The organism is Streptomyces sp. NPDC127108, from assembly GCF_042677545.1.
Lineage (GTDB): Bacteria > Actinomycetota > Actinomycetes > Streptomycetales > Streptomycetaceae > Streptomyces.
On the sequence record NZ_JBHXTE010000033.1, the window covers coordinates 57,573 to 75,337 of the forward strand.

General features: G+C 71.9%; 6 protein-coding genes. All 6 read right to left on the reverse strand.

Going from position 1 to position 17,765, the window contains the following annotated elements:
* Window positions 1-11 precede the first annotated feature (11 nt).
* Window positions 12-1,715, reverse strand: a complete 1,704-nt coding sequence (locus ACFVHO_RS26250) for an ABC transporter ATP-binding protein (protein ID WP_385719314.1) — start codon at window positions 1,713-1,715, stop codon at window positions 12-14.
* Entirely contained in the window at window positions 1,702-12,747 is an 11,046-nt protein-coding gene (locus ACFVHO_RS26255) for an amino acid adenylation domain-containing protein (RefSeq protein ID WP_385719315.1), read from the reverse strand. Before ACFVHO_RS26255 ends, ACFVHO_RS26250 begins: the two co-directional genes overlap by 14 nt.
* Before the next feature lie 59 nt (window positions 12,748-12,806).
* Window positions 12,807-14,594, reverse strand: a complete 1,788-nt coding sequence (locus tag ACFVHO_RS26260; protein WP_385719318.1) for an ABC transporter ATP-binding protein — start codon at window positions 14,592-14,594, stop codon at window positions 12,807-12,809.
* Between the two features lie 2 nt (window positions 14,595-14,596).
* Window positions 14,597-15,658, reverse strand: coding sequence for an iron-siderophore ABC transporter substrate-binding protein (locus ACFVHO_RS26265; protein ID WP_385719321.1), 1,062 nt, complete (start codon window positions 15,656-15,658; stop codon window positions 14,597-14,599).
* A gap of 113 nt (window positions 15,659-15,771) precedes the next feature.
* Window positions 15,772-16,611, reverse strand: a complete 840-nt coding sequence (locus ACFVHO_RS26270; protein WP_380844168.1) for an ABC transporter ATP-binding protein — start codon at window positions 16,609-16,611, stop codon at window positions 15,772-15,774.
* Between the two features lie 43 nt (window positions 16,612-16,654).
* A complete protein-coding gene (locus ACFVHO_RS26275; RefSeq protein ID WP_385719324.1) occupies window positions 16,655-17,749 on the reverse strand; it encodes a FecCD family ABC transporter permease in 1,095 nt (364 codons plus the stop codon).
* Window positions 17,750-17,765 lie beyond the last annotated feature (16 nt).

Genomic DNA, 17,765 nt, shown 5'->3' on the forward strand with positions numbered 1-17,765 from the left:
CGGACCGTCCCTCACCGGGCCACGGCCCGGCAGTAGTCCTCGTCCCTCGCCAGCAGGTTCCGGTGCGTGTCCTCCGCCGTCACCACGCCGTCGTCCAGGACCAGGACCCGGTCGGCCGCGTCCAGGAGGGCCGGGCTGCTGGTGATCACGAGGGTGGTGCGGCCCCGGCGCAGCTTCGCGACGTTGCGGGCGATGAGCTGTTCGGTGACCGCGTCGACGGCCGTCGTCGGGTCGTGCAGGACGAGGACGTCGGTGTCGGCGGCCAGGGCGCGGGCCAGGGAGAGGCGTTGGCGCTGGCCGCCGGAGAGGTTCGCGCCCCGGTCGCGGACGGCGTAGTCGAGTCCGTCGCGGTGCAGGGCGACGACGTCGGTCAGCATGGACGCCTCGACGGCCTCGGGGACCGTGCTGCTGGTGCCCGACGGGTCGATGTTCGAGCGCAGGGTGCCCGCGAAGATCTCCCCGTCGTAGGGGTTCACCAGCATGTGGGCGCGGACCGACTCGACCGACAGGTCCGCGAGCTCCTTCCCGCTGACCCGGACCACGCCCTCGTACGCGTCCGGCGGGACGTTCACGGCCAGGATCGACGCGAGGTCGGCGGCCGCGCGCGGCTGGTAGGCGGTGATCGCCACGAACTCACCGGCGGGCACCTGGAACTTGAGCTTGCGCAGCGGCCCGTGCCGGACGCAGTCCACCTCCAGGTCCCCGCCCGCGGCCGGGTGCTCCGGCCCCGGGGTGGTGACCGGTGGCGCGTTGAGGACCAGCGCCATCCGCTCGGCCGACGCCCGCGCGATCATCACGTACTTGGGCATCTCCGAGAACAGCTTCAGCGGCTCCATGATGAACTGCGCGAGGCCCACGGCCATGACGAGTTCGCCGATGTTGATCTGCCCGGTGAACGCCAGCCAGCCGGCCGTGAGGGTCACGGCGGCGGCGAGGACCGCGTTGAGGGCGAGGGCGGTGCCCGCGTAGACGCCGTTGACCTTGGCGACGGTGATCGCCTGGTGCTTGGCCTCCGTGCTGACCTTGCGGTAGGAGCCGAACGCCGCGTGGTTGCCGCCGAAGCCGTGCAGCGGGCGCAGGCCGGTGATCAGGTCGGCGACCTTGGCGCCCGCCCGCGCCACCCGGGCCTGCTGTTCGCGGGTGCTCGACCCGATCCGCTTGGACATCACGCTGAGGACCGACAGGATCCCGACGGTGCCGACGATCACGAGCAGGCCGAGCCGGAAGTCGGCGAGGCCGAGGGCGACGGCCGCGACGACGATCGCGACCAGCGAGCTGATCAGCATCGGCACGACTTCGACGATGTCGGCGGTCTGGTCGGCGTCCTCGGTGGCGATGGTCAGAACCTCGCCGGACTTCAGGTCGACGTCCCTGGCCACCGGCTGGAGGCCGCAGGCAGCGACCCGCACCCGCCAGCGGTGCGCCTCGGTCGTGTTGGCCTTCTGCAGGATGCGCATCCCGAACCGCCACGAGAGCGACACCGTCGTGATGATCACGGCGAGGGCGCCGATGGAGACGGCGAGCGAGGCCAGGCTGCGGTCCTCCCGCAGCGTGTGCTCGACGATCAGGCCGAGCGCGATGGGGAAGGCGGTCTCCCCCGCCTGGTACAGGCCCATGAGGACGGTGCCCCCGGCCATGGCACCGAGGTTGCGCCGCAGTGCGGTGCGCAGGATGTCGGACCCCGGGCGGGGCCGCTGTGTGTCAGGAGTTGTCATCGAGGTGGCGGGCAATCGCTTCCGGGGTTCGCAGGGTGAACAGATCACGGATCGTGACCACAGGACCGTACTCTCGGCGGAGCAGCCCGATCAGGCGTACCGCCAGCATGGAGTGCCCTCCGAGGGACACGAAGTCGCTCACGGCGCTCACCTCGTCATCATCCAGGTCCAGGGCCTCGGCGTAGAACTCGCACACCACGGTCTCGGTCTCCGTCCGCGGACCGCGCTCCCCCGCCGTGGTCAGCGCACCGAGCGGCTTCGCCTCGGGCAGCGCCTTCGTGTCAGCCTTCCCGTTGACCGTCAGCGGGATGCTCTCGACCTGGGCGTAGTGCGTCGGGCGCAGGAAGTCCGGCAGGGCCGCGCCCACCTCGGCGGCGACCTCGGCCAGGTCGGAGCCGTCGAGGACCAGGTAGGCGGCGAGCCGGTAGGCCCCGTCGACCTGCGGGTCAGGCTGGGCGACGGCGGCGACGAACCGCACCGCGGCGTGGGCCGCGAACGCGGCCTCGACCTCGCCCAGTTCGACCCGGTGGCCCCGGATCTTGACCTGCTGGTCGGTGCGGCCCAGGTACATCAGGTTCCCGTCGGGCCGCCGCACCACGAGGTCCCCGGTGCGGTACATGCGCGCGCCGCTCTCGCCGAACGGGCACGCCACGAACCGGTGGGCGGTCTGGGCGGCCTGTCCGAGGTAGCCGCGGGCGATGCCGACGCCCGCCACGTACAGCTCACCGGGAACGCCGTCCGGCAGCGGCCGCAGCCACGGGTCGAGGACGTACACGTCGGTGTTGTCGATCGCGACGCCCACCACCGGGTCCTGGCACTCGAAGGTGCCGACGCCGAGGGTGTTGATCGTGTACTCGGTGGGTCCGTACAGGTTGTAGCCGACCGTGCCCTCGGTGTCGGCGAGCCGCTGCCACAGGGCCGGTGTGACGGCCTCACCGCCGAGGAGCACCAGGGCCGGGCGCCGGTCCGGGTGGTCGAGCAGGCCCTCGGCGGCGAGCTGCTGCGCGTACGTCGGCGTCACGTTGATGACGTCGATGCCGTGCTCCAGGCAGTAGGCGACCAGGCCGGGCGCGTCACGGCGCAGCTCCTCGTCGCAGATGTGCACCTCGTGGCCGTCGGCGAGCCACAGCAGCTCCTCCCACGACATGTCGAAGGCGAACGACACGGTGTGCGCGATCCGGAAGACCCGGTGGTCGTGCTCCGCGAGGACCGGCTCGAAGATCCGGCGCTGGTGGTTGATCAGCATGTTGGTGAGCCCGGCGTACTCGGTCACCACGCCCTTGGGCTTCCCGGTCGACCCGGAGGTGTAGATCGTGTACGCGGGGTGCCGAAGGCGGTCCGGGTCGTCCGGCGCGAACGTCACGAACGGCTCGGCGGCGGGCAGCGGCAGATCCAGCTCGATCAGGTCGTCGGGGCCGATGACGTCCCCGGTCAGCCGGGGCGAGACGGCGCTGACGGTGAGGACGACGTCCGGTCGCGCGTCCTCGACGATCGCGGCGATCCGCTCGTCGGGGTGGTCGAGCTCCAGGGGTACGTACGCGGCGCCGACACGCAGGACGGCGAACAGCGCCACGATCGAGTCGAGGGAGCGCGGGATCGCGAGGCCCACGTTCGTCTCCGGGCCGATGCCCCGCCCGGCGAGCACGCCCGCCACGGCGCGGCTGCGGTCCCGCAGCTCGGCGAAGGTCATGGTCGCGCCGTGGGCGACGAGCGCCGCCCGCTGCGGATCGCGGTCGGCCGCCCGGTCGAACCGGTCAACGACGGTGTCCGTGCCGACGTCCGTGCGCTCCTGCGGCTCGGGCTGCTTCCCGAGTCCGGGCAGCGCGCCGACCGGTCCCGTCGAGCGGGCCAGATCTTCGAGTACGCGGACGTAGTCGCCGAGGAGACGGCGGGCGTTCTCGGTGTCTCCGTAGCGGTGCTCCAACTTGACGGTGAGCCGGTCGCCGGGCGTCACGACCCAGGTGAACGGGTAGTGGGTGGAGTCGTCGGCCTGCACCGAGGTGATGCCGTGCCGGGAGTTCATCTCGGCGAACGCGTCCATGTCCAGGAAGTTCTGGAGCACGAACAGGTTGTCGAACAGCGTGTCGTGCCCGCTGGCCCGCTGGATCTCGCCGAGTCCGAGGTGCTCGTGCTCCATCGCCTCGACCCGCGCCGACTGCACGGCCTCCAGGTACTCCCGGACCGTGGCCTCCGGCCGCGCCCGCGTCCACATCGGCACGGTGTTGAGGAGCACGCCGACGATGTCGGACAGGCCCTCGCCGTCGCGGCCGGAGACGGTCACGCCGAACACGGCGTCGGCGCGGCCGGTGTGCGCGCCGAGCAGCAGCCCGAACGCGCCGGTCAGGATCGAGTTGAGGGTGACGCCGTGCGCCTTGGCCGCGTCCCGCAGCAGGTCCGACTGCTCGGCGGACAGGGCGTGCACGAGGGGGTCCGGCAGCTCCTGCGAGAGCGTCGGCGCCGGTCCTGCGAGCAGGGTCGGGCCGGGGAGCCCGGCGAGGTGCCCGGCCCAGAAGCGCTCCGACACGGCCGGGTCCTTGGCGGCGAGCGCCCGGGCGTGGTCCTCGAAGCTCGGTGTGGCCGGGGTCGGGTCGGGCAGTTCGCCCGCGAGGTTGGCCTCGTACGCGTCGAACAGGTCCCGCAGCACGATCTCGCGGGACCAGCCGTCCCACAGCAGCAGGTGGTAGCTGAGCAGCAGCCCGTCGCGGCCGTCGGGCAGCCGCACCACGGTGAGGCGGATCAGCGGCGGCTCGGCCGGGTCGAAGCCCCTGTCGCGGTCCCGGGTGCGCAGCTCCTCGACCTCGGCGTCCGTGGTCAGTTCGACCGTGCGGACGTCGACACGGCGGCCCGCCGCCTTGAGGACCTGGACCGGGTTGCCGTCGTCGTCGGTGGCGAAGCCCGCGCCGACGACCGGGTGCCGCCACATCACGTACGACATCGCCCCGGCGAGCGCGTCGACGTCCAGCCGCCGGTCGAAGGTGAAGTAGCTCTGTGCGACGTAGTGCCCGGCCTGGCCCGCCATCTGGGCCTGGAAGAACAGGCCGCGCTGGAGCGGCGTCACCGGCGCGGTGCGCTCGGCCGTCCCGGCGGCGTCCGCGACGAGCTCCAGCGCGCTGCGCCAGTGCTCGGTGATCGCGTCGGGGATGCCCTCGGCGAGGGTGAACGCCGCGTGCAGCTCGTTGGTGCCCGCGTCGATCCACGCGTTGACCTCGACGGCGTACGGGCTGCCCTGGTCGCCGCCGGTGAGGTGCAGCGCCTGCGACTCGCTGCCCCGGCCGAGGTAGTTGAAGAGCACCTGCGGGCGCGCGGTGAGCAGCGGGGCCGTCTGCGGGTTGAGGTACCTGAGCTGTCCGTACGCGACGTGGGCGCGCTCGTCCGGCTGGCGTTCGGTGATCTCGCGCGCCGCGGCGACGGGGTCGGTGTGCGCCGAGAGCCGCACGGGTGCGATGGAGGTGAACCAGCCGACCGTGCGCGTGTAGTCGTGGTGTTCCTCGACCGGTATCCGGCCGTGCCGCTCCAACTCGACCGCGAGGTCGGTCGGCGCCGCCTGGATGTGGGTCAGCGCGGTGCGCAGCGCGCCGCACAGCAATTCGGTGAGGCCGACGCCGAGTGCGGCGGGGGCGGTGCGGGTGACGCGGTCGGTGATGTGCGTCGGGAGCACGACGGTGGTCTCGCGCGGGCCCGTGACGGCGGGGAGCAGCGCGGGCGCGTCGAGCGTGCCGACCCAGTGCCCCAGGGCGTCGAGCGCGTGGGTCGAGTGAAGCGTCAGCGCATCGGCGTACTCGGCGTACGACGTGGTCGGCGGCGCCAGGGTCTCCCCGCGCAGGGCCGCGGCCAGGTCGTCGAGGAGGACCAGCCACGACACCGCGTCGACGGCGAGGTGGTGCACGGTGACGACCAGGGTCCGGCTCGCCTCCAGCCAGGAGAACGTGATGACGTTCCCGGACTCGGGGTCGAGCCGCCCGGCCGCCTCGTTCGCCACGGCCGTCGCGTCCGTTCCCTGCGCCCGTACGACGGTGACCTCGCGGGCGGGTTCGGTGTGCAGGGCCCACACGCCGTGCTCCACGCGCAGCGTCAGGCGCAGCGCCGGGTGCGCGGCGACGACGGCACGCGCGGCGCGCTCGGCGTCGGCGAAGCCGGTGCCTTCGGGTGCCGTCAGCGTCCTGGCCTGGGCGAACCGGGTGAGTGAACCGCCCAGTTCGCGCTGGCGCAGGATGATCGGGGTCGGCGTGATCGGGCCGTCCTCGCGGTGGGCGGGCGCGGGGGCCTTCGCGGCCTGCGGGGTGCGCGTGGCCAGGTGCTCGGCGAGCCCGCGCGGGGTCTTGAGCAGGAACATGTCCTTCGGAGCGATGGACAGGCCTTGGGCCCTGGCGCGGTTGATCACCGTGATGGCGACGATGCTGTCGCCTCCGGCGCGGAAGAAGTCTGTGTCGGCGTCGATGTCGACGTCGGGCAGGGCGTCGGCGAAGACGTTCACCAGGGCGGTGAGTGCGGCATCGACCGCGGGCGCCGCCGGAGGGTGTGCCACGGCAGGTGTGTTCCCGGCTGCGAGTGCGTCGTGGCTGGTCGCGCAGTTCCCCGCGCCCCTAAAGGGCTCATCGGCACGCTCGGCCAACGCCTTGCGGTCCAGCTTGCCGTTGACCGTCAAAGGCAGGGCCTCGGTCGTCAGGACTCGGCTCGGGACCATGTGGACCGGGAGCTCGGTGGACAGGCGGGCCGCGAAGTCGTCCGGCGCCTGGCCCACCACGTGCGCCACCAGGTGGTCCCCGCTGTCCGCCACCGTGACGGCCACGTCGACCACGCCGTCGAGCTGCCGGACGGCGTTCTCCACCTCTCCCAACTCGATGCGGAATCCCTTGAGTTGGACCTGGTCGTCGGCGCGTCCGGTGAATTCGAGCTCGCCGTCGAGGGTGCGCCGGGCGAGGTCGCCCGTGTGGTACATGCGGGAGCCGTCGCCCGCGAACGGGTCGGCGACGAACCGGCCCGCGGTGAGCCCGGGTCGGCCGAGGTAGCCGAGGGACACCTGGTCACCGGCGACGTAGATGGCGCCCTCACGGCCCGGCGGCACCGGCCGGAGCCGGTCGTCGAGCAGGTAGGTGACGAGGCCGGGGATCGGACCGCCGATCGGGCTGACGTCGTCGCCGGGGCCGAAGTCGTCGTCGGTCAGGACCCGGTGGGTGACGTGGACAGTCGTCTCGGTGATGCCGTACATGTTGACCAGCTCGGGCGCCCCGGTGCCATGCCGCTCGACCCAGCCGCGCAGCCGCCCGAGGTCGAGGGCCTCGCCGCCGAAGATGATCCGGCGCAGCGCGGTGACCGGCGCTCCGGCGTGCCGGTCGGCCTCGACGAACTGGTAGAAGGCCGACGGGGTCTGGTTGAGCACGGTCACGCCGCGCTCGCGGACCAGCTGGTGGAAGTCGACCGGGGAGCGGGTCAACGCGTAGTCGGGAAGCAGCAGTTCACTGCCGTGCGCCAGCGCGCCCCACAGCTCCCAGACCGCGAAGTCGAAGGAGAAGGAGTGGAACTGGACCCATACTTCGTCGGGCCCGAAGCCCATGTCGGGCTGGGTGTTCGCGAGCAGCGTCACCACGCTGGAGTGCGGGACGACGACGCCCTTGGGCCTGCCGGTCGAGCCGGAGGTGTAGATCACGTACGCGGGGTCGTGCCAGTCGGCCGCGGGCGCGGTGGCCTCCGGCGGCTGCGCGTGCTCCGGGGCCGACCCCTCTCCTTGCACAAGGACCTGGGCCGACACGCCCGCCCGCTCAAGGAGACCGGTGAAGCGGTCCCGCTGCTCCGGGTCCACGAGGACGACCTGCGGGGCCGCGTCGCTGAGGACGTACTGGAGGCGCTCGTCGGGGTAGGCCAGGTCAAGGGGTACGTACGCGCCGCCCGCGGTGACGACCGCGACGAGGGCGACGACCTGCTCGACGGAGCGCGGGACGGCGACGGCGACCCGTCGGCCCGGTCCGACACCGGCCGCCCGCAGGGTCGCGGCCAACGCGTCCTTCGCGGCGGCCAGTTCGCCGTACGTCAGGGACCGGGTGTCGCCGTCGAGGCCGCACTGGGTGACGGCGGTGGCAGCCGGGTCGCGCAGCGCGGCGGCGTCGAAGAGACCGGCGAGGGTCGTCGGGGTGAGCGGGGCAGGCCGCCGGGCGGTCGCGGGGGCGAGGCCGTCGACCAGGGCGTCCGGGCGGGTGAGCAGGCCGGTGAGGGTGCGCGTGAAGGTGCGCAGGATGTCCTGGGCGCTCGACTCGCGCAGTAGCTCGCCGTCGTAGATCAGGTTGAAGCGTAGATTCGCGGCTCCGTCGCGGGGCGGGCGGCCGTCGAGGGCGCGCTCCACGACCAGCGTCAACGGGTAGTGCGGGGCGCCCTCGTTGACGATGTCGGCGATGACGAGGGTGTCGTCGGGCCCGCGCAGCGCGGCCACGTCGGTGGCGACGTCGAACACCACCAGGGTGTCGAACAGCGAGCCGGAGCCCGCCTGGCGGCCGATCCGCGCGAGCGAGACGTGCTGGTGCGGCAGGACCGCGCTCTGGTGCGCCCGCACCGAGGCGAGCAGGTCGCGGGACGTGGTCGCTTTGGCCCAACGGGCCCGCACGGGGATCGTGTTGATGAACAGACCCACCATGTCCTCGATGCCGGGCACATCGGCGTCGCGCCCGGACACGGTGGAGCCGAAGACGACGTCCTCGGTGTGCAGGATGCCGCCCAGGGTCACCGCCCAGGCACTGTGCACGGCGACGCTCAGCGGCACTCCGGCGGAGCGGACGGCCGCGTCGAGGTCGTCCCGCGCGTCCACGGCGGTGTCGGCGAACCGGTCGGACGGGGTGTGCCCCTCGGCGACCAGCGACGGGCCGGGCAGCTCGGCCAGCTCGCCGCGCCACACCCGGTCGCTCTCGTCGTCGTCGCGTCCGGCGAGCCAGCCCACGTAGTCGGGGAAGCCGCCGCGCGGGTACACGGTGCCCGGCGCGTGGTACTCGGCGAGCAGGGAGCGCAGCATCGGCGGCACGGACCAGCCGTCGGCGATGATGTGGTGCACGGTCTGCACGAGAACGGTGCGGCCGGCGCCCGCGCGGACGAGCGTGTAGCGCGTCAGAGGGCCGGTGGCCAGGTCGAATCCGGCGCGGCGGTCCCGCTCGGCCAGGTCGCGCAGCTCGTCGTCGGTGATGCCGGGGCGGTCGACCGTGGTGAAGGGCGCTTCCGCCGCGCCGTCGAGGACGGAGACCACGCGGCCGTCGGCGAGGGCCACGAAGCGCGCGGCCAGGTTCGGGTACAGCGTGAGCAGCCGGGTGGCCGCCGCCGCGAGCCGGTCGGCGTCCACCTCGCCGTCCAGGGTGAGGAGTTGCTGCTCGACGTAGGCGCCCGCGGAGTCGTCGTCGAAGACGGAGTGGAAGTACAGGCCCTCCTGCAGCGGGGTCAGCGGCAGGATGTCCCGCAGCGCCGGTCCGTCCAGGCCGTCGACGTCGGCCTGCGTGAGCGGCACCAGGGGGAAGTCGCTGGGCGAGTGGCCGCCCTCGTCGAGCGCGGCGAGTCCGGCAAGGGCGACCCGGAAGTAGTCCCCGATGGTCGTGATGTCGTCGTCGGTGAACATCCCGTCGGGCCAGGAGACGGTGGTGACCAGTTCGTACGCGCCGTTCGCGGCGGGCTCGGCGATGGCGTTGAACTCCAGGGCGCGGGGCAGGCGCATCCTCGGGTCGCGCTTCTCGCCCAACTGACCGGTGGTGCCCGCCAGTTGCCAGTCCCCGGCGGCACCCGCGTCGAAGCGTCCCAGGTAGTTGAAGAGCACCTGGGGCGCGGGGGCGTCGAAGGTGGTGTCGCGGAGGTACCGCAGGGCGCCGTAGGGGATGCCGTTGCCCGGCACCCGGGCGAGGTCGTCCTTGACGGCCTTGAGCGCGGCGGCCAGGTAGGCGGGGGCGGTCAGGTCCGGTGCCGTGCCGGGGTCGACGGTCACCGGGAACAGGGTGGTGAACCAGCCGACCGTACGCGACAGTTCCGGCTCGAAGCCCGCCGCGCCCGCCACGAAGCGGCCCTCGCGGCCGTGGCCCTCCAGCTCGATGTGGGCGTGGCTCTGGTCCTGGCCGAGGTCGCGGCGCCAGCGGGCGAGGGCGACGGCGAGCCCGGTGAGCAGGACGTCGTTGACGCCCGCGTGGAACTTCGCGGGTATCTCGCCGAGGAGCGCTGCCGTGACCTCGGGGCCGACCGAGACGGTGCGGACGCGCTCCCGCTCGACGGTGTCGGTCGCGGACAGCGCCCGCCTGGCCACCGGCAGGTCGGGGCCCGGCAGGGGCCGCTCGAAGTAGGCACGGTCCGCGTCGAAGTCCGCGTTCGCGAGGAGCTGGGTCCAGCGTCGGAACGACGTGCCCACCGGGGGCAGTTCGATCGGCGCGCCCTCGCCGAGCCGCCGCCACGCCGTCGCCAGGTCCTCCATCAGGATCCGCCAGGACACGCCGTCGATCACCACGTGGTGGACGACCACGACGAGCTGCCGCTCCGCGCGGCGCCACACGGCGCGCAGCATCACGCCGTCCTCGGGGTCGAGCCCGTCGGTGGCGAGCGCGACGCACTCGTCCACCGGCAGGCCGCTCTCCTGCCAGGTCACCGGCGCCGGGGCGGCCTCCGGGATGTCGAAGCTCCAGCGGTCGCCGCGCACCAGCTTGGCGCGCAGCATGGGGTGGTGGCCGACCAGGGCCGTGAGGGCCGCGTCGAGCGTGTCGGGGGTCAGCTCCGCCGGGGTGTTCAGGACGACGGACTGCACGAAGCCGTCGACCGCGTCCGTGGTCTCGCCGAGCCACTGCACGATGGGCGAGCCCACGACGGTGCCGGTCGCCGTGTCGCCGTGGTCGACGGCTGCCACGTCCTCACGGCTCGCCACCGCCGCGAGTGCGCCCACGACGCTGTGGGTGAAGATCTGCCGCGCCGTGACGTAGAGGCCCGCGTCGCGCAGTGCGCTCAGGAGCGAGATGGCGAGGATGCTGTCGCCGCCGAGCTGGAAGAAGTCCTGGTCGACTCCGACCTCGTCGAGCTGGAGGAGGGTCGCGACGGCCGCGCACACCACGCGTTCGTCGTCGGTGGTGGGTGCGACGACCGAGCCCGTGCCGACGGTGGGCTCCGGCAGCGCGTTGCGGTCGAGCTTGCCGTTCGCGGTGAGCGGGAACTCGGCCATCACGACGAGGTGGGCGGGCACCATGTACTCGACCATGTGCTCGGCGGCCCACGTCTTGACGTCGTCCGCCCGCAGGTCCTCGCTGCCTGCGGCCGGGATGACGTACCCGACGAGGTAGGTGCCGCCCGCCGCGTTCTTCTTGGCGACGACACAGGTGTGCCGTACGGCGGGGTGCTCCGCGAGGCCGGCCTCGACGTCCTCGATCTCCAGGCGCATGCCGCGGATCTTGATCTGGTTGTCGGCGCGGCCGAGGAAGTCCAGGGACCCGTCGGGGGCGAAGCGCGCGAGGTCACCGGTCCGGTAGAGCCGGGAGCCGTCCCCGGCGAAAGGATTCGCCACGAACCGGGAGGCCGTGAGGCCGGGCGCGTTCACATAGCCGCGCCCCAGCAGGAAGCCGCCGACGTACAGTTCGCCGCCGACCCCGACCGGGACCGGGCGCAGCTCGTCGTCGAGGACGTACAGCTGGGTGTTGGGGTTGGCCTTGCCGATCGACGTGGACAGGCGCTCGGCCTCGCCCCGGTAGATGACGTGGGAGACGCCGATGGTCGTCTCGGCCGGGCCGTATCCGTGGTACATGGGGATGTCGAGGCGGGTGCGGAAGCGTTCGTACAGCTCCGGGGTGAGCACCTCGCCGCCGCACCAGACGTGGCGCAGGCTGTCGAGGCGGCCGGAGTCGCCCGCCATCTCGAGGAGGACGTCCAGCATCGACGACACCAGATAGGTGAAGGTGACGCGCTGCTCGGCGATGACGCCCAGGAGGTGGTGCGGGTCGCGTTCGCCGCCGGGCCGCAGGACCACCAGCCTGCCGCCGCACACCAGGGGCAGGAAGATCTCGTTGATGGAGATGTCGAAGGACAGCGGCGCCTTGAACAGCGACGCGTCGTCGTGGCCGAAGCCGAGGATCTCGCCCACCTGCCACAGCAGCCGCTCGCTGATGGCCTCGTGGCGGATCATCGCGCCCTTGGGCCGGCCGGTCGAGCCGGACGTGAAGATCACATACGCCAGGGCGTCGCCGGGGACGGTGATGCCGGTCCCGTCGGTGGGGTGGGCGCCGTAGGCCCAGTTGTCGAGGTCGACGGGCGCGGCGGCCGGTTCGCTCGCGTCGTGCTCGCCGGAGCCGTTGAGCTGGAGGACGACGCGGGCGTCGTCGATGACGACGGACCGGCGCGCGGCGGGCCACTGCGGGTCGAGCGGTACGAAGGCGCAGCCCGCCTGGAGGACGCCGAGGAGGCCGATCACCATCTCGGCGGAGCGGCCGAGGGAGATGCCGACGACCTGCTCGGCGGTGAGGCCGCGCTCAAGGAGGTGGTGGGCCAGCTGGCTGGAGAGTTCAGCGGCCTGACGATACGTCAGCGAGCGGTGCTCGTCGACGATGGCTACGGCGTCGGGCCGGGTCCTGGCCTGCTCGCGGAACATCTCCACGATGGTCGGGCGGCCCCGGTCGGCGTGAGTGTCGTTCCACTGCGCCAGGGCCGCGAGCCGGTCCGCGACGCCGGAGGGGCCGACGGTGCCGAGGGGCCGGTCCGGGAAGTCGGCCAGGTCGTCGAGTGCGAGCTGTGCGTCGGCCACGTCGACGCCTTCCGGCACGGCGATGCTCCAGCCGTCCGCACCGCCCTCGCGGACCTGCCAGGCGCCCGGCCCCACCCCGCCGTTGTCGATCCAGCCGAGGACGTCGGCGAAGAGGGTGCCGGGAGCGAGCTCGATGCCGTCGGGGCTGCGGCCCGTCACCCAGTACGAGAGGGCGAGGGCGCACGCTTCGGTGAGGGTCCTGTCGGAATAGTCGCCCGTGCGCCGACGCGCGTCGGCCAGGCGGGCGGAGGAGAGGTGCACGAGCCGCGCGCGCGATTCCATCGTCGAAGACCCAGCGTTCATCGAAGACTCAGCATTTCTTTCCAAGGGCCGAAAGTGAGCCCAACCTTACTAAGGTTTACCTAACTACCTTCTCGCCAGGCCCGCCAGAGTCGTGCGTAACGGCCGCCCAGCGCCACCAACTCGTCGTGCGTGCCCTGCTCCACGACCCGTCCGGCGTCGAGGACGGCGATGCGGTCGGCCGCCATCGCCTGGGTCAGCCGGTGCGCCACGAACAGCGTGGTCCGGCCCGCGCAGGCGGCGAGCACGGCCCGTTCGAGATCGGCGGCGCCCTCGCTGCCCGCCTCCGCGGTCGACTCGTCGAGCACCACGACGGGCGTGCGGCCGAGCACGAGCCGGGCCAGGGCGATATGGGCGACCTTGGTGACGTCCAGGCGCTCGCCGCCCTCGCCGACCATGGTGTCCAGGCCCTCGGGCAGCGCCTCGACCCAGCCGTCGGCGCCGACGGTGCGCAGCGCGTCCATCAGCTCGGCGTCGGTCGCCTCCGGCGCGGCAAGCCGCAGGTCGTCGGCGAGCGGACCGGAGAACACATGCGTCTCCTGCGTCAGGATGCTCACCAGCGCCCGCGCCCCGGCCTCGTCCAGACCGGCCAGGTCGGTCGACCCGATCCGTACCGAGCCCGCCTGCGGGGTCCCGATGCCCGCGATCAGCGCGGCGAGCGTCGACTTGCCCGCGCCCGTCGCGCCCACGAGGGCGAGCGAACCGCCCGCGGGGATCGTCAGGTCGACGTCCCTGAGGACCGGTTCCTCGGTGTCGGGATAGCTGAAGGTGAGACCGGCCACGGTCACCGGGTGGGCCAGGGCCGTCGCCGGGGCGACGGCGGTGTCGCCCACGAGCCGCTCCTCCGCCTCCTCCCCGAGGACCCCGACGAGGCGGGTCAGACTCGCGCCCGACTTCTGTGCCTCGTCGAAGGTGAACATGATGGCGCCCAGCGGGGTGAAGAGCCGGTGGAACATCAGCGGGGCCGCCGACACCTGGCCGAGGCTCGCGGCGTCGGCCTCCAACAGGGCGTACCCCACCACGATGATGAGCACGAGGCCGATGAACTCGGCGCGGTTCTCGCGGCCGACGAACCGGCCGAAGAACCGGAACACCTCGATGCCGTACTCGCGCACCCGCCAGGACTCGCTGGTGACCTTCTCGCGGAAGGTGTCCTCCAGGCGGTACGCCCGGACGGTGTCGATGCCGTTGAGACCGCTGATCAGTGCCTGCGCGCGGTCGGCCTGGGCCACCCGCTGCTTGCGGTAGAGCGGGGCGGACCGGGGCAGGTACCAGCGCAGCGCCAGGGCGTATGCGGGCAGCGCGCCGGCGCCGGCGAGGCCGAGCCGCCAGTCGAGTCCGAACATGCCGACCGTGGCGATGAAGACGAGGACGCCCGCGGAGAAGACCGTGGGGATCGCCATGCGGATGCCCTTGGAGAGGACGGCCACGTCGTCACCGACCCGGGACAGCACGTCCCCGCGGCCGACCTGCTCGATCCGCGCGCTCGGCATCCCGAGGACCGCGCGGACGGCGCCTTCGCGCAGCCGCGCGAGCAGGTCGGCGCCGAGGCGTCCGATGAGATAGGTCGAGACCGCGGTGGCCACCGCGCCGAGCAGCGCGGCAGCCACCATGAGGACACCGATCCTGAGGAGCATCGAGCGCGACTCGCCCTCGACCACCCCGTCGACCACCCGGCCGAGGAGGAGCACGGGAAGCACCTGGAGCGCCGCCCCGGCCACTGTGGTGAGCACGGTGGCGGCCGTCAGCCAGGGCACCTCACGGCAGTGTGCCGTGACCCATCGGGTGGCTTCGCGTCCGCTCGCCGTGCGCAGGGTCGCCGGGGCGACCCTCGTGTCGGTAGTGCTCACACCTAGTCGACCGACTTGACGAGTTCGTCGATGGCGTACGGCAGGGACAGCAGGGTGCCCTGGGACATGGCCGCGCCGACCGCCGGGCCCTCGCTGTCGAGGAGGTAGGACACGTTGCCCTTCTTGACCGCGTCCAGGTTGGCGAAGAGCTTGAACTTCTTCAGCGCGGCGGTGTCGGCCTTGTCGTTGATGACGAAGATGTGGTCGACGTCGACCAGGTCGGTGCGCTCCGGGGAGAGCTGGGTGGAGAAGTTGCCGTCGGCGACCTTGTCGATCTCTGTCTGGTACTTGTAGCCGATGCCCGTCACCAGGCGTCCGCGCACGTCGGTGGAGGTGAACGGCGCGAGGGACTTCTTGTACCAGGACAGCGCGACGGCGGTCTGGCTCGCCAGCTTCGGGTGGTCCTTCTTGGCCTTGTCGAGCTTGGCCTGGATGCCCTCGACCAGTTTCTTGCCCTTGGCCTCCTGGCCGAGGGCCTTGCCGATGTGCACCGCGTTGTCCTGCCACGGGGCGCTGAAGAGCTCCTTCTCGCCCTTGGTGCGGCCCACCGTCGGAGCGATCTTGGAGAGCTTGTCGTAGGCGGCCTTGTCGACCTCGGAGTACACCGCGATGATCAGGTCCGGGCGGAGCGCGGCGATCTTCTCGTAGTTGGGCCCCGAGTCGCCGTTCTTCATGATGACCTCGGGCTTGGTGTCGCCCCACTTGTCCTTCACCCACGGCCACTGGGTGTTGATGTCGGGGGACTCGCCCGCCGGGTTCGGGTACTGGTCGGTCATGCCGACCGGCTTGACGCCGAACGCCAGGACGGCCTGGTCGTCGGTGTATCCGACGGTGACGACCCGCTTGGGGGCCTTCTTCACCTCGGTGGACCCGAACGCGTGCTCCACGGTGACGGGGAACTTGCCGGCGGCGGCCGGGGCGTTCTTGTCGCCGCTGTCGTCCCCGTCGTCCTTCTTGTCCGAACCGCATCCCGCGAGGAGGCCGACACTGAGGGTCGCGGCGGACACTATGGCCGCCACCCGCCGCCAGGACCGCCTCTTGAGCGTCGTTCCATGGAGATGCATCCGAGATCCCTTGCCTTCGCGCTGACCGTGCGCCCCTGCCTTAGGGCAGCCAAACTTTATCCTGCCAAAGTGAGGTTAGCCTAGCCTAACCTTCAAGTTGCCGCGTAAAGAGTTCAGTCGAGCGATACATGTGTACGACCGATGGGCACGATCAGCGGCCGGTCCCCCACCGGGTCGTCAATCACCTTGGCGCGCAGCCCGAATGCCTCTTCCAGCAGATCCGCGGTGATCACATCACGCGGATGCCCCTGCGCCAGAATCGACCCCTCGCGCATCACGATGAGGTTGTCGCTGTAGCGCGTCGCCAGATTCAGGTCGTGCAGGACCATGACCACGGCGCAGCCCGACTCGTGCAGATCGTCCACCAGGTCCAGGACGTCGACGGCGTGCGCCAGGTCCAGATACGTCGTCGGCTCGTCGAGGAGCAGCAGGTCGGTGCCCTGGGCCAGGGTCATCGAGATCCACACGCGCTGGCGCTGGCCGCCGGAGAGGGAGTCGACGGGCCGGTCGGCCAGATCGGCGACGCCGGTCATGGCGAGGGCGCGCTCCACCACGGCGGCGTCGTCCGACGACCACTGGCGCAGCCAGCTCTGGTGCGGATGGCGGCCCCTGGCGACCAGGTCGGACACCGTCAGGCCCTCCGGCGCGACCGGCGCCTGCGGCAGCAGCCCGAGCTTCTTCGCCACGTCCTTGGTCCTGAGCTTGGCGATGTCGTCGCCGTCGAGCACGACCGAGCCCTTGGTCGGCTTCAACAGGCGTGACAGCGTCCGCAGGAGGGTGGACTTCCCGCAGCCGTTGGGGCCGATGATGGTGGTGATCACTCCTGGCGGTATCGCCACGTCGAGATCGTCGATGACGGTCCGCGCGCCGTATCCGACGCTGACGCCTTTCGCCGCGAGCCGCGAGGCGTCATCGACCCCGGACTCGATCTCGGTGATGTACTGAGCGACCACAAGCCCCCCTCATTTATTTAGGTTTGCCTCACCTTTGTACCAGTTATTTCAGGTTCGCCCGCACCAGCAGATAGACGAGGAAAGGGCCGCCGATCACGGCGGTGACCACACCGACGGGGACGGTGATCGGCAGGGCGGTGCGGGCGATGAGGTCCGAGCCGATGAGGAGCAGCGCCCCCACCATCCCGGAGGCCACCAACGGCGGTGTGGGGAAGCGCGCCAGACGCATCGCCACCTGCGGCGCCACCAGCGCGACGAACGGCACCGGACCCGCGGCGCTCACCGCGACGGCGGCGAGCAGCACCGCGCACAGCAGCAGGACCGCGCGCACCACCCCGAAGCGGACCCCGAGGCCCGCGGCGACCTCGTCGCCGAAGTGCAGGGGCTTGAACTGGAAGGCGACGCAGGCCACGACGACCAGGAGGCCGAGCGTGCCCCAGAGCGCGATCCAGACCTCGTCCCACGACCGGTTGTCCAGCGATCCGACCAGCCACGTCTGGGCGCGGGCCACATCCTTGATGTCGGCCTTGGCGAGCAGCCAGGTGGTGATCGCCTCCATCATGGCGCTCACGGAGATACCGATGAGGATGAGCCGGAAGCCGTCGATCCCCCGTCGCCACGCCAGGAAGTACACGAGCAGCCCGGTGCCGAGGCCGCCCGCGAGCGCCGCCGCGGACAGGCCCACGGAGCTGACGACCGCCGCGGCGGCACCGCCCGACACCGTGATCAGGAACACCGCGACCGCGCTCGCGCCCTGGGTGATCCCCAGGATGTCGGGGCTGGCCAGCGGGTTGCGGGCGATGGACTGGGTGAGCGCGCCCGACACCCCGAGCGCGATGCCGACGACGAGCCCGGCGAGGGCGCGCGGCATCCGCAGATCCATGATCACGAACTCGTCGACCTGCTCGCCGCGGCCGAAGAGGGTGGCGACCACCTGGGACAGGCCGATCGGGAAGTCCCCGATGCTGATGGACAGGCAGAACAGCAGGAAGGTCGCCGCCGCGAGGAACAGCGTGACGAACGCGAGCCACGGCCGCCACACGAACGACACGCTGCCGAGCCGCACGCCCGGCGCCACCGTTGCCTTCACTTCCGTCCCGCTCCCCCGCATCGCTTCGATGCGCCCTGTCCCGTTCATCCGCTTGTGAACTCTC